Origin of the sequence: Arcicella lustrica, assembly GCF_034930985.1 — a bacterium.
Taxonomy (GTDB): domain Bacteria; phylum Bacteroidota; class Bacteroidia; order Cytophagales; family Spirosomataceae; genus Arcicella; species Arcicella lustrica.
The window spans coordinates 51,249-66,729 of sequence record NZ_JAYGIM010000018.1 but is presented as its reverse complement, the minus strand read 5'-3'; the positions used below and the strand labels follow the sequence as shown (position 1 = coordinate 66,729).

Below are 15,481 nucleotides of genomic sequence, written 5' to 3'. Positions count from 1 at the left end.
GATTGTTTAATAGATATTACAATATATAGATATTTTATAAACTAACCTTTATGTAATCACCTGTTAGGTGGCGAGGCAATAGGAGAAGTAGGTGCTATTTCAAAGAAGAAAATAATGCTGATTTAGCTGAGATGTAAGGGGGAAATAAACATAGTGAGCATCATTCTATTGCTAAAATGATGCTCAAAAATAGGCTTGCATTTTGTCGGGTTGCTACTTTTTCTTCCAAAGAGAACCATTCTTACTTGCGATTTGAGTCAATTCCCCATTTTCTACAAGCTTTTGAAGGTAAGCATCCGTTTCATTTCTAGGCATTCCCGACAGTTCTGCAAATTCTCTAGAGGTAAGTGTTTGATATTGTGCGAATAAATTATTCCAATTTTTATTAATTTGATTTTTCTCAACTTGGGGCTGAAGTTTTTTTAACGTTTGCTCGTAAACGCCAAAAGGTTTACTTCCGTAAATTGTTTCGTATTTTCCTTCGCTATCTACAAAATACATGGTCGGAAAACCCCTCACTCCTAGGTTGCGTCCTAATTGTAAATCTTCTGAAAAAAGTGTTTTGGCTTTCCCTTCATAATCTTCTTGCAGACGATGAACATCTAAACCCACTTTTTGTGCGGCAAGCGATATATTCTCCCATTTAGCAATGTTTTTCTTTTGCAAAAAAACCATTTCTCTGATTTCACGAAGAAACAACAATGCTTTTTCTTTACTCTGTAGTTCTGCTGCTTTAAAGGCAATAGAAGGCGGATAGGAAGAATTAAGCGGATCTTCAAACCAAATATCACCATCAATGGGCATATCATAATATTCACTTACTTCATCCCAATGGTGCGCCACATCTGATGGTTTACTGATTCCCCCACGGTTATACGACCAGTCGGGCAACAAGCCCCCCATTCTGTATTCTACCTCTATATTTTTACCGTATTCAAGCTTTAATTTTCTCAATTGTGGCTCTATTCCCCAACATGAAGAACAAATAGGGTCGGTATAATAAATAATTTTAATCTTTTTTTGGGCTTCGTCTTTTAGTGTTTTTGAATTTTCGTTGACATCCGAATCAGCTATTTCGCAAATGCCAGTTTCTAAGTCACACAAAAGAGGATTGTTTGTTGAGTTATTCATTTTTTGTTGTTTCACCTGAGCGGTAGCCAAAATTGGCAATAATATCAGGCTTAGTATTAAGGTATATTTCATTTAGAATAATACCGTGTAGGTTTAATTTAATTGTTCCTTGAGTTTCTGATACAAAGCTCTACATATTTTTGATGGGTGTCAATTAGTCAGAAAAACATGACTATTAAATAATGCCTTATTTTTAATTTTTTTTGCAAAAGATGTTAATTGAAGTTAAAATCAGCTTGAACAAAAGAATAAATCAAGTAAATTGCCCAATTACTATCATTTTGAACTTTATCAAATAAGAAAGAGTTAACATACCAATTGAACATTTTTTCAGAAGAGCCGCCTTACTATATCTGAATATCAGCGCATTAAAATTTATGGAATTTAAGACAGCAAGTACTGATGGATGCCCAGCAGAACATCTTTTAAAAACTCTTTCTGGGAAATGGAAACCCCAAATTTTTCGAATAGCCTTAGAAGGCCCTATTCGTTTTAATTTGTTATTACGACAAATTGAAGGTTCTAACAAACAATCTATTTCGGTAGCTTTAAGAGAATTGGAAGAACAAGAATTATTAGAAAAAGTAATTATCAAGCAAAAACCATTGCATATAGAATATAATTTGTCTGAAAAAGGCAAATCACTTATTCCTATTTTTCGTCAGTTGGAGTTCTTGTCACATGAACAGGTTTTGAATTAAAGAGTACAATAAATAGAAGAAAACTGAAAGACCTTTTTAGGGTTCAATACTTTTGGAAACGAACAATCAGAAATGATTTTTTGAGATAAAAAATCCAATTAAATTAAAACATAAAGCCCAACCAGATTTAAAATTTGGTTGGGCTTTATGTTTATTTCGCAATTACCTACGCTTTATTTCGATTAGAAAATTTCAAAATTCTATTCTTCATGCCTTCAATGATATAATACATACAAGGTACTAACAATAAAGTCAGGAACATCGAACTTGTTAAGCCTCCGATAATTACCCAAGCCATTCCATTTTTTACTTCTGCTCCAGAACCTGAAGCCAAAGCAATCGGCAGCATACCTGTAATCATGGCGATGGTCGTCATTAAAATTGGGCGTAAACGTTCTTTCCCTGCTTCTACCAAAGCTTCTTTTACCGATAAACCTTGTTCTTTTAAGTGATTGGTAAAATCGACAATCAAAATCCCATTTTTTGCCACCAAACCTAATAACATAATCAAACCAACGATGGCGAAAATCGTTAAAGATTCCATTGTTAAAGCCAAGGCTAATAATGCTCCAATTAATGCCACAGGAATTGAAAAAAGTACTACAAATGGATAAACAACACTTTCGTAAAGCGCAACCATGATTAAATACACTAACAAAATTCCTAATAACATGGCTGTTCCTAAACTACCAAAAGCATCTTTTTGGCGTTGTGCTTCTCCTTGATAATCAATCACTACGCCTTCTGGTACTTTAATTTTAGCAATTTGTTTTTGTAAATCTGCGACAATCGTTCCCGTTGGACGACCAACTGCCGAAGCCGTTACTTTGATAGAATTCATACGGTCGGAACGTTCTAACACTGCCTGACCCACTACTTCTGAAACCGTAGCAACATCTTTTAATTTTATAATGGCATTACGACTGTTACGAAGTGTTAATTCACGAACATTTTCGATAGAACGTTTATCCGATTTTTCTAATGAAATATTAATCGGATACTCCTCTCCTGCTTGTTTAAACTTCGATTGGTCATTTCCTCTAAAAGCTAACTGAATCGCCCCTCCTACTTCTGGAACTGTCAAGCCTGCATTGGCAATTTTATCACGGTCGAGTTCAATGGCAATTTCTGTTTTTAAACTTTTCGTACTAAATTCTACATAATCAGTTCCTGGCGTTTTACGCACTATGGCTTTGATTTGATTCGCAATATCCTGAATCACAGCCATATCCACTCCTTTAATCGCAATTTGAATCGGTGCTTCACTACCTCCTGTAAGGCTCACTGGACGAATCACTACTTTTACACCTGCAATTTTCGTTATTTCATCTCTTATGGCTGCACTAAAAGCATCTGTTGAAACTTTACGATGTTCTTTTTCTACTAAGGTTACCGATATTTCTGAGATATTTGAGTTAGAACTTCCTGTACCAGCCGCACCTGTTTGCGTACCTACATTGGCGAAAACTTTTGATACTTCTGGTTTCTGCAATAATAATTGTTCCACTTGTTTGGTCATCAAATTGGTTTGTGCTAAAGGCGTTTGCGGAGCCATTTCAAGCTGAATGGCAAACTCGCCACGATCTCCAGAACCTGCAAAAGACGAACCTACAAAACCTGTTGCTAACAAGGCAATTGAACCTACAAACATCACAAAAATGCTAATCAACACCCATCTTTTATGACCAAGTGCCCATGTCAATAATTTGCCATATTCTTCTTTTACGTTATCTAAAAATCTTTCAAAAGCTAAGTTGATTTTTCCCCAAAGGCTTGATTCACTCAAGATTTCAACTTTCCCCCATCTTGAAGCTAATAATGGCGTTAAAGTAAATGACACGAACAAACTCATCAAAGTAGAGAAAACCACTACCAATGAAAATTCACGTAAAATGTTTCCAATTAAACCGCCACTCATTGATAAAGGTAAAAATACCACGACGTCCACCAAAGTAATGGCAATTGCTGTAAAGCCAATTTCTTTTCGTCCTTCAATCGCTGATTCTACTCTACTTTTACCCATTTCAAGGTAACGATAGATGTTTTCTAAAACCACGATACTATCATCCACCAAAATACCTACTACTAAGGAAAGCCCCATTAATGTCATCAAATTGAGCGAAAACCCAAAAATATACATCAAAATAAAGGTCGGAATCATTGCCGATGGAATGGCAACCAATACAAAAAGCGAACTTCTGAAACTATGTAAAAAGAACAACATTACCGCTCCAACAATGATAATCGCTAAGAACAAATCGTGCATTACGGCATCGGCAGAAGCCAACGTATAAATAGATTGGTCAGCAGCAATATCATAAGAAAAGCTTTTCGAAGCATAACTCGCTTTAATTACTTGCAATTTTTCCTTAACCGATTTACTTACGTTCACCGCATTGGCATCGGCTTGTTTTACGATTTCAATACCAATTCCTGCTTGACCATTGTTTCGGTTCAAGGTTTTTGTTTCAGTTTGTCCGTCTGTAATAACCGAAAGGTCTTTTAATAAAACTCTACTTCCATCAGCATTTTGACGAATAATCAAGTTTCTTAATTCTTCTACTTTCACCAATTTGGCATCCAAACGAATAGAAGTACGACTGCTGTTACTCAAAATACTTCCCGCAGGATACGAACTATTACTGTTCGAAATCATTTGATTTACCTGTGCCGAAGAAATATTATAAGCTTGTAACTTATCGTTATCTAAATTTACTTGAATTTCACGCTCGTTTCCACCAATCAAACGTACTGTACCAACGCCTGCGACGTTAGATAAAATTGGTTTGATTTTTTGGTCGATTAAATCATATAATTCTGGTTCAGACATTTTTGCAGAAGCACTGATTCTTAATACAGGAATTTCGTCTGTATTGAAACGGTTTACCACAGGGTCGTCGGCATCGTCTGGCAAAGTCGATTTAATTTGATTAATTTTTCTTTCTGCATCTCTTTGTGCATCAAGCGTATTAATCCCAGATTTTAATTGTACAGTTACTAATGAAAGCCCTTCTGAAGAAGTAGAAGAAATCTTGTCGATACCTTCAATGGCCGAAACGGCTTCTTCAATCGGTTTGGTTACAACGTTCTGAATTTCATCGGAAGACGCACCACGATAGGTCGTCTGAACCATGATAATATTCGCTTCAAATTTAGGTAATAGGTTATAATTCAATTGTTTATAACTCACAAAACCAAACAAAATAAGCGTTACGAAAATTACTGTAATCAGTAATGGTCGTTTGATGGATATTTCGGTAATTGACATATTTTTAACGATTATTGATTGGTAGTTTTACTAATTTTACTTCCGCTAGTCAAATTGATTTGTCCGCTGGTTACTACTTCTTGTCCTGCTTGTAAGCCAGAAATCACTTCAATATTTTCTCCGATTTCACGTCCAACAGTAATTTTCTGAATCGTAGCGACATTGTTTTCAACCACATAGACATAAGGATTTTTTGTACCTTCTACCAAAGCCAATTTCGGAATTTGTAAAACACTTGCTTTACGACCTAAATCAAAACCAACCATTACATAAGTACCTGCTCTTAATTGATTGGTGTTCAATTGTAATTCTACTCTGTAATTATGGTTTTCGTCACCTTTTGGCGAAATGAATTTCACCGTTCCAACAAAGCTTTTGTTTGGAAAAACATCCGAAGAAATCGTAGCTGCTTGTCCTAATTTCAATTGATACACATCTTTTTCATTCACAAACACAACGGCTTTCAAATGAACGTCATCTACAATCGTTGCGATAACTGTTCCTGGACTTACATATTCACCTGCCATCAATTTTCGAGAAGTAACAACTCCGCTAATTGGTGCGATAATGTTACCATCCGCAATTTGTTGTTTTACTTGTTCAATTTGAATACGAGTATTTTCAACATCGTATTTAGAATTGATTACACTCAATTCTGTTCCTGCATTTCCTTTGAACAAATCGTTATTGCGTTGATACTCTTTTTCTAATTTATTAAGTGTTAACTCATTAGCCTTCAAATTGATAATTTTCAATTTTGAATCTAATTGCCCAATCACTTGTCCTTTCGAAACTCTTGATCCAACTTCAACCGAAAGTTTTTCGATTTTACCTTGAACGCCGATGGCAATTGTTGCTTCGTTGCTCAATTCTAAATTGGCTGGCAAACTTACTTTGCCATCAAAAGGTTGGAAATCTACTTTAATCGTTGAAACCGCTACAGGAATAATTGAGCGGTCAACCACTACTTTATTCGCTTCAATTTTTTTCTTATTTTTAGCAAGTGTAAATGCGATTGCTCCTGCCAAAACAAGTAATGATAATGTTATGATGAAAGACTTTTTCATGGGTCTGAAGATTAGAATTGGTTGATATAGCTTTTTAAATTTCCTTTAGATTTTTCGTATTCAAGTCTTGAACTCATTACGTTAATCAAAGAAGTGATATAATTACTTTGTGCCTCTTTATATGAATAATCTGCATTGAGCAAATCAGAAAGCGTTGAAACTCCTTTTTGATATTCCAAATCGCTACTTTCAAAAACCTGTTTGGCGAAATAGAGATTTTCACGATTGATGACTAAATCTGATTGTGATTTCTGCAATTGTGCATTTGAATTTTTGAAAGATAATTGCAAATTATTAGCACTAATTTGCATGTTTGCTTTAGCATTCAATAAACTAATTTCTGCTTGCTTCAACTGACTTAATTTGCGGTAGCCACTGAAAATTGGCACACTTACTTTCAAACCAACCGTTGAAAAATCAAACCAATTAGAAAAAGATTTTGCAAATTCATTATTCAAACTGGTAGCTCCATAACGGGCGTACATCGAAACCGTTGGCAAAAAAGCGGCTTGTTTACGTTTTACATCAAATTCTTGTAAAAGAGCATTGTTGTTTTGAATTCTGTAGTCCAACAAATTACTTACTTGAAAATTATTGTCTTTTTCAACAAGCGCTAAAGATTCATAATTTGAAAATTCTATCACATTAATTTCTTCGTCCAACGACATCCCCATAGCATGTTTTAGTTTGTTCAATGCCACTTGCTTGTTCATTTCCAAGATTGATTTCTGCGAAACGATATTATTCAAGCTTGATTTGGTACGGTCGTAATCGGTCTTTTTAATGACTCCTTTTTCTAAACGCAATTTCAGAATGTCTAATAATTCACGGTATTTTTTCTCATTTTCTAGCGTGATTTTTTCTTGTTCTAAATAAACCAATACTTGAAAATAAGCACTGACCGTATTGTAAATGATATTGTCTTGGTTTTGCTCTTTTTTCAAAATCGACAATTGATTATTCGGTTCTGCGGCTTTGATTCCTACCAACATCGACTTGTCATATAATACTTGGTCTAATTGAGCTGTACCTGTAGTACTATATTGTGTACCGAATTGTAACTTGATTTCTGTTGGACTAAATGCGCCTGCTGGAATGATAGAAACTTGTCGTTTAAGGTTATCATCAAAAGTAATGTTGGTACTTACTTGTGGTAAGTATCCCGCTAATGCTTCTGTTGATTTTTGCTTGGCAATGGCAATCTCGTTCTCATAAACGGTATTACTCACATGGTTTTTGAGGGCAAAATCTACACACTCTTTTAAGGATATATTCTTTTGTGCATGAACATCATAGCCCAAAACGAATAATATCAGATAAAAGAAAATCTTATTCTTTTTCATAATGATAGTTGATAAAAATATTATTGACTTTAGTGATAGTTGATTTTGTCAACTATTTGAGCAAAAAAACTACTTTCCAGCGTTCTCTTTTAATTTAATAAGTACTTTTTTGAATATCTCTAGTTCATTTTCTGAAATATCTTGCATATTTCTTTCACTAAGACGATTGATAATTTCTTCGCATTTTTTGAGTACTTCTGTACCTAATTCTGTGATAACAATATGTTTTTTACGGCGATCAACAGCATCGTTTACTCTAACAACATAACCCATTTTTTCAAGCTGATCTATGTGGCGCATAATCGCAGATTTATCTTTTTGCATGATTTCTGCTAAATCCGACTGTATCGACTCTTCTTGTGATGTTAAAATTCTAAGCAAGTAATGTTGTTCAGGAGTTATGTTAACATTCTGATTTTCAAACTCTTTAGCCGATTGTTTAAAGAGTGCTCTTATTGTATTAGCGAATAAAAACTGAAATGAAGTCTTTGTAATTTCCATAATTTCGTTGACATTAAATATAGTTGACATTATCAACGATTCAAAATTACAACTATTTTTTTTTGTACAAAAACATTTTGTGTTTTATTTTTAAAAGGAATAAAAAACCACTGTAAAACATTGAGAAATAATGTTTTACAGTGGTTAAAATTTACACCTAAAATTCAACTTACTTCTTCTGCAAAATTTTCACTTCGCTCAATAAACCCGAAGGTTGTAAAGTTGAATTTGCTTGATAGAAAGGCATCGTTGTAAAAGTTGTTTTGTTTTTTTCATTGGGTTGTGCATCGCCAATAAGTCGGTTTACCCAAAGGTTGGTTACTTTTACTTCAATGGTATTTTCTCCTGCTTTAATCGCTTCTGAAATATCTACTTTGAATGGTTTTTTCCAAACCACACCCACATTTTTACCATTGATAATTACTTCAGCAATGTTTTTAACCTCGCCTAAGTCTATTTCAATTGATTTTTTATCCGATAAATTATTGATTTTAAACGTGTTGGTATAAGTTGCCGTTCCTGAAAAATACTTAACATCAGCATCCGTGTTTTCAGACCAAGAACCTAATTTATCTAAAGTCACATTTTTGTTGTTGAAACTTACTTTCCACGGACTGTCGATTTTAGTCAATACTGTTTCTTTTTTAGAAGGAACGGTATAAGTATTCGCTGTTGCTTTGTCTTTGAAAACAACAAATAAAGCACCCCAAGAATCAAATTTTAAAGGAACAATTGTTCTTCCATCTTTAATTTGGAAAGATACTTTTTCAGATTTTCCTGTAACAGGATTCCACAATTCAGGTGTTTTACCCGTTACTCTGAAACTGATTTCTGCTTCATTTTCCTGCTCACTTCTACTGTCTAACCAATAAATATCTTGGTCAGTCGTTTGACGATGACGGAAAAGTATTTTGCTTTTAGCATTTTTAATAATCACATCAGGCTGAATATTGAGTTTATCAAAGCTTGTTACATTCGCATTTTTCCAAATTTCATTGGCTAAAGCTTGGAAAGCTTCATCATTATCTGATAAACTTGGCGATTTCACGGGTTTGTTACCAATTACTTTAATGCCTGCATCGACTAAAGTTTTGATTTTTTTCAAAACTGATAAAGTCATCATATTAGCAGATTCGTCTAACATCAATACTCGATAAGTATTGCCACTCTTTGCCACTAATTTGCCATCTTTCGCTTCAATCACATTTTGAAGTGCGCTTGCATTCACAAAATCAAATTCAAACCCTGCTGGAATATTTGGTAATTTTTCACGGCAAACCCATGTAATATTGGTGTTTTCACCATAATAGTACAAAATATCAGCCACGTTTTTACCTTGTTGAAGCATATAGCTACTTCTTCCTAAATACTCCATCCAAGCTTTTCCGCCAGTTTCAGACCAAGTTTCGTGACGAGTAAAATACTGACCAAATGGCCCAAGTGAGAAGCCCGGTTTTTTATCGTCTAAAGGTTGGTGAACCGAAGTATGAATCACAAAACGGTTCAAGCCCGAAGCCAATTCTAAGTCAGCAGTACGTTTTAATTTTTCTGGATTCCAACTAAAAGCATTTTGAATAGAAGTCATAGACTCTGCCGCTACAATATTTTGTCCGTAAATATTGGCTACCGACGCTGCTTCACGAATATCTGCTTCGCTGCGTACTTCTTCGTTATTTCCACCTGCCAAACTTCCAGGCGTCCACATGGCAGACATCGGAATATCTGCATTACGTTTTACGTCCATCCCATCCGCTAAGTAAATACGACCGCCTTCGTGCGACTCAGTATAGCGTTTCATCCCTCTTTTGTGCAATTCTTCGCCAATTACATCGTAATGGTTTTCGGCAATCATTTCACCAATCGTTTTTCTGAAATCCCACAAGAATTTTTCACTGGCTTCAACACTTTTCACAACTCTGCCCGTCAACACAGGAATCCAAGTAATGAGGTCATAGCCACGTCTTTTCTTAAATTCAGCTGGCATATCTTTCGTCCAGTTCATGTGACCAGCTTCGTAGCTATCCAAAATCATGTACTCAAGTCCCTTCGCTCCCATCATGCCTCCAGTGGCATCTTTGTACATATCCAGATATGTATTGATGTACTTTCTTACGGCTTCTTTGTCTAATTTATCTACTTCTAAACCCGTAGCTTCTGGCGATGCTGGATGATTTTGACGACCCGTCAATGAATACCCCAAACGTACAACCATCCAATTTCCAGCAGGAACATCCCATTCCAAACTACCATCAGCTTTTAATTTACTCGTTAAATCAATCACATTTTCAGAAGAAATAACGTCAGCATTTTCTGGCGAATAAGTTTTTGAATCTTCTTTCCAAGGAGAAAAACCTGCTTTCTCTTCCGTTTGGTCAATGCGAGAAGTATTGAAAAGTACAAATTCTGACACCTTTGTACCTTCTGGCTTAGGTTCGCCTGCAGGCATACCAATCATAGCGGCAAAAGGACTTATTGCCCCGGGAAGTGTCTCGAAACAAATTCGCCAATATTTTGCCGTCGTGGCTGGAATCCCAACCGTAATAAATGGCAAAGTACTGTTAGGAACTTTAGTAATCGTTCTGAAATTCACACCATCATCACTTACTTTTAAGCTACGGTTGGTTGGACCTCCGTTAAATTCTGCCAATTCTCCTGCTGCACCAACGCCAATAGCAAAAGCTTTGAAGGTTTGTGGCGTATCAAATTCATACTGTATCCACATATCTTTTCCTACTTCCATCGCTGGTAGCTCATAAACTTTGCTCAAGTCATGGTCTAACATCAATTTGGTATCAAAATCGCCCCCACTTTTTGTCATTTTGGGGTTTAAATCCATCAGATGCTTTTCGTTAGATGGTAATTTATAAGCAATTACAAGAGCATCTGCAGCAAATTGTGGCATTTTACCAATAAAACCACCCATTAAACCGCCTGATTCTGTACCAATTTCTTGAAATTTACCCACTGCTTCGGGCAATTTGGGTAACTGAACATTTTGTTTTTTTCCGCCTTCAACAATTGCTTCTGTCCAAATATACTTTTTCATCGCATCTTTAGGCTCAACCCAAGGGCCACCCGTAACACTCCAACCCGGCGAACCAGCAATTGCCATTTCAAGTCCTTTTTTGTCGGCTAATTCCGTCGTGAATTTGAAAGCATCTTTCCATTCTGGTGTCATAAACACCAATTTTTTAGGCACGACAACAGGTGTAAATAAATTGGCATCAAAGTTTTGGAAACCGCCAATTCCCACACGACTCATCCATTCCAAATCTTTTTGGATACCGTCTTTTGTAATGTTTCCATTCATCCAGTGCCACCAAACTCTGGGTTTAGCCGAATTGGGCGGTGCCTGAAAATATTTTTGTAAAGAATTGACTTGCTGTGCTTTACCATTCATTACTCCTACCATTAGTACAGCAACAGCTGTCTGGAGGAATTGATATTTTTTCTTCATTGTTTTCTGGATAAACAGTTTAAAATTTCTATCTAAAGTATTTTTATAAAACCTGATTACTTGATTTTTCCCTATCTCAATACTATGTTGTAGTGGCAACCCTTGCGGTTGCCGTTTCATGCGAGGCAACCGCAAGGGTTGCCACTACATGAACAGCAAATTCTAAAAAAATGTCAAGTAATCAGTTAAAGGACTTTAAGGGTTAACTATTGATTTACAAATCATCAATCACTCATTCACTAAATCACAACTCACTACATCAACTCATAATCTATTTCTAAAAAATCAGCGACTGATTTCATCCAGTAATTCTCAACAAAGTGTACATGGCTTGGATGATTTGAATAGTAATCATAGCCAGTTGCATCATCGAATTCCATTGAAATACCATATTCAAAATGGTTTTTGGGGCTGATTTGCTTGAGTACTTCAAACTTTTGAACGCCTTCGATATTGACTAAACTGTCCACTGCTTCAAAAAATGCTTGTTTTTCAGCAGTACTTATGCCGTCTTTAAGTTTGAGAATTACTGAATGTCGTATCATTGATTATATATTTTAAAAATGTGATACATCTTTGGTCTTTTACCTGTTATCGTTTTTACTTCAATAACAGGTAAAAGCTGAACTAAAACTTAAACGTGGCGGTCAAGAAATATGCTCTTGGAGGTAAACTTAAAGTTGAGTAAACAACATTTGGATTTGCCTCTAACTGAGCTTTCGTAAAGCCTTGTCTGTCTAAAGCAGCAGGGAATCCACCCGGTGCCGACCAGCCCATTACGCCATTTTGGTTGAAGATATTATTGATATTAGCTTGTAATTGCCATTTTGCATTTAGGTTATAGCCCAAATTTAAATTCGATTGGCTAAATGCTGGCAAAGAAAAAGTATTGGCTACGTTAGCGGCACGTTTGCCCATATAAGAAAAATCAAGTGATGAATAGAAATTTCCTTTGGTATAAGTTGGCGAAATTCTGATAATCACGCTGGCATTATTATCGGTTTCGTTACCAGAAAAATCCTGTATTTTATCATCTGCTTTTCCATTCGCACCCAAAATCCAAGTTTTATATTCGGTTGCTTTTGAAGATTGGAAAGTAGCCACTGCACGAAGACTTAGGTTTTTAGTAAAACTGTGATTCGCCTCAATCTCTACTCCCATCGTCGTAAATTTATTGTACAATACTGGCGTGTTGTAGGTTGACGATAAATCTACTGTTTCTTGACCTTGTACTTGTTGCGGAACATTGCTTAGGATACTGTAAAATGGCGTCACAAACAAATTAGTATTGCCAGATTTTACTTTATAGCCAATTTCGAATTGCTGAATTTTTTGGGCAATTGGGTTTAAATTGGCTGCTCCAAAAGCAGTATTAACCGTAACAAACATATCTAAATCTGGTGCTTTACTGCCTTGTGAAAAGCGACCATAGACCGCTTGCTCATCAGCAAATTTATAGTTCAAACCTCCAGAGAAAGAGAAAGTATTCACACTTAGATTATCGTAATTATATTTTGCTGTAATTTTTCCGCTCGAATTATCATAAAAAGTTAAAGGGTTTCCGTCTGTTCCACCAGTACTTGAAGGCGTTGACGTAGCAATTTGGTTTGTTCCAGAGTAAGCAACTTTTTCATAACGAACGCCCCAGTCAAAATTTAAAGCAGAGCTAACCGTCCAGTTATGTCCAAAAAACAAAGCTGTTTGTTGCTGGCTTGCTGTGATAACGTTTACGGCAACACTTTTTCCTGAACCGCCAATTACTCCATTAGGATTAGTAATTTGATAGGTATTGCCATCAAAACCCGCCAAAGTAATGGCTGTAAGTGTTGGTCGTGGCGAAGTCATTTGTGAAAATGCAAGACCAGCATCCGTCGAAGACAATCTATCCAAATTTGAATTAGCATAAAATAAACCTCCAGTAAAACTCATATCTTTTACTTTTTTCGTAATCGTAAACTGGTCGATAAATTCTTTCATTCTATTGTCTGAATAAAACAATGGATTGAAATACAACGAGTTTTTCTGGATAGAAGCTCCCGGAAAATTACTACCGTTATCTATAAAATTGAAGCCTGCAAAATTACCATTGACAATATTGGGTGCTTGTGTAATAGAGCCAAATTGTGTTCCAGAAGCAAGGTCTTTATAAGAATAAGTACCAAACTGACCCAAAAGACCCGGAATAGCATAGAAAACCAAACCATCAGCCGCAAATGGATAAGCTACGGCAGTGGTATTCCAAACGGAACTTTTATCAGAATATCTTGCTTTGTTTTCAATGGTTAAACCTTCGCCAATACTTTGCTCCCAGTTCAAACCGATAGATTTGTCGATTGAGTGAATTTTATCTCTTGAATCGAAATGTACTTTTTTCCCTGTATCATTAATCGTAAAATCAGCTTGTACAGACGGAATCAACACTGTATTCGTTTGCGTTACACCTGCTGGTAAAGTAGGATTAGTGAAACCAATTGTTGGTAAAAACTCAAACCAAGCATTGTGGTCGTTTAGGTATTTAGCATAAAATTTTAGCGAACCGCTTTTGTAATTTTTCACTAAGTTCGCTTTTACTTGACCGCCATTATTCATTGGATAACCCGGATACCTTGCCCCATCTGCTTGACGATAAAAACCTCCAATATTGTACGTCAAAGATTTATCTTTACTTAATGGGCCACCAAAATTTACATCTGTACGATAAAATGGATTTTGTCCATTGCCTTCTAAACCATACTTCGCACGGATTTCGCCAGCAAATTCTTTTCCGCCAGTTTTTGATACATAGTTAAAAATACCTCCCGGAGCATTGTTTCCTAAAATAGAAGCAGTTCCACCACGCACAGCTTCTAATTTTCCTAAAGTAGCATCTGTACGAAGAAAATAATCTGGACCGTAGTTTCCGAAAGTTGCGTTAGTTACTGGTAAACCGTCTTCCTGCATTGAAACATAGTAATAACCAGATGCACCATCATTTGACCCAACTGAAACCCCACGAGAATAAACAGTATTACGGATTTCTCCCAAAGATGTGTTAACAAAAACACCAGGAATATTTTTCAATAAATCTGCGGCACTGCTGATGGCAAGTTTATCAAATTGTTTTGCGCTCAAAGTAGAAATCGCTACCGACGATTCCATTCTCGTTCTTTTATCAAAAACCCCCGTTACGATTACTTCTTCCAAAGCAGCAACGTTTTCTTTCAAGGTTAAATTAATACTTGATTGAGACGCTACTTTTATTTCTTGCGTATAAAAACCTATGAACGAAAAAACAAGTACAGCATTTCCATTGGGTACATCAATTCTGTATTGACCTTTTGCATCAGTAACGGTACCTTGTTGTGTTCCTTTTAACAGGACGGTTACGCCTGTTAGTGGCTCGTTTTTTTCGTTAATAATTGTTCCTGATACAGTTTGTTTAACGGGTAAAGTATTGTTCTGGTCAATATCGTCCGCTATTTTTCTGTATTCCATAGGCATCACATTATTCTCTTTTTGTTTTAGAATAATCTGGTTGCCATTTAACTGATATTCAATGTTTAAAGATTTGAATAACCTATCAAGTGCCGACGAAAGTGTTTCATTTTGGCTTTTGAAAGATACTCTTTGCTCTGATTTAATCGCTTGGGGACTATAGAAGAATCTTACATTTGCAGACTTTTCTATCTGGACAAGTACGTGCTTTAATTTTTCTTCGCTGGATTGAACACTTACTTTTTTATTCAGTATTTCTTGCGCTTCTACATCTTTTGCCATGCTAATGCCGATAAAAGATAGTGTAATAAAAAGTTGAACCAACGAAATTTTCATACATTGGATTAATAAATCATGATTTTTTTTCATACTTTTGACTGTTTTGTTTGATTTTGCTAAACTTTGAACACAACAATCCCCTTCAACCCTTTTCAGGATGTTGTACCAAAATGGGGACTTTTCTGAGCCAGTAGGTCTGCACACCTTCTGGCTCTTACTTTTTTACTGACATTTAATTCTTAATTTTTACTTGAATTGTA

General features: G+C 35.8%; 9 protein-coding genes. 1 reads left to right on the top strand and 8 read right to left on the bottom strand.

All coding sequences use genetic code 11. The features are described from left to right. Positions 1-213: 213 nt before the first annotated feature. Entirely contained in the window at positions 214-1,203 is a 990-nt protein-coding gene (locus VB798_RS21410) for a ClpXP adapter SpxH family protein (RefSeq protein WP_323689282.1), read from the bottom strand. A gap of 305 nt (positions 1,204-1,508) precedes the next feature. Between VB798_RS21410 and VB798_RS21405 the strand changes: the two genes are divergently transcribed. Continuing rightward, positions 1,509-1,832, top strand: coding sequence for a winged helix-turn-helix transcriptional regulator (locus VB798_RS21405; protein WP_323689281.1), 324 nt, complete (start codon positions 1,509-1,511; stop codon positions 1,830-1,832). A gap of 166 nt (positions 1,833-1,998) precedes the next feature. On the opposite strand, the gene VB798_RS21400 is transcribed toward VB798_RS21405, so the two are convergent. The 7 genes from VB798_RS21400 to VB798_RS21370 form a co-directional block, all read right to left on the bottom strand. Further along, positions 1,999-5,100, bottom strand: a complete 3,102-nt coding sequence (locus VB798_RS21400; protein ID WP_323689280.1) for an efflux RND transporter permease subunit — start codon at positions 5,098-5,100, stop codon at positions 1,999-2,001. 11 nt (positions 5,101-5,111) lie between these two features. Then, on the bottom strand, positions 5,112-6,167 hold the full coding sequence (locus VB798_RS21395; RefSeq protein WP_323689279.1) for an efflux RND transporter periplasmic adaptor subunit: 1,056 nt from the start codon (positions 6,165-6,167) through the stop codon (positions 5,112-5,114). A gap of 11 nt (positions 6,168-6,178) precedes the next feature. Beyond that, positions 6,179-7,510, bottom strand: coding sequence for a TolC family protein (locus VB798_RS21390; protein WP_323689278.1), 1,332 nt, complete (start codon positions 7,508-7,510; stop codon positions 6,179-6,181). A 69-nt stretch (positions 7,511-7,579) separates the two neighbouring features. After that, positions 7,580-8,011, bottom strand: coding sequence for a MarR family winged helix-turn-helix transcriptional regulator (locus tag VB798_RS21385; RefSeq protein ID WP_323689277.1), 432 nt, complete (start codon positions 8,009-8,011; stop codon positions 7,580-7,582). Positions 8,012-8,180: 169 nt separating this feature from the next. Then, positions 8,181-11,423 carry a glycosyl hydrolase gene (locus VB798_RS21380; RefSeq protein ID WP_323689333.1) on the bottom strand — a complete coding sequence of 1,081 codons (3,243 nt, stop codon included), beginning with the start codon at positions 11,421-11,423 and terminating at the stop codon, positions 8,181-8,183. A 299-nt stretch (positions 11,424-11,722) separates the two neighbouring features. After that, on the bottom strand, positions 11,723-12,013 hold the full coding sequence (locus VB798_RS21375) for a Dabb family protein (RefSeq protein ID WP_323689276.1): 291 nt from the start codon (positions 12,011-12,013) through the stop codon (positions 11,723-11,725). 82 nt (positions 12,014-12,095) lie between these two features. Beyond that, the gene (locus tag VB798_RS21370; protein WP_323689275.1) at positions 12,096-15,311 is read right to left on the bottom strand and encodes a TonB-dependent receptor domain-containing protein; all 3,216 of its coding nucleotides are present in this window, start codon (positions 15,309-15,311) and stop codon (positions 12,096-12,098) included. Between the last annotated feature and the right edge of the window lie 170 nt (positions 15,312-15,481).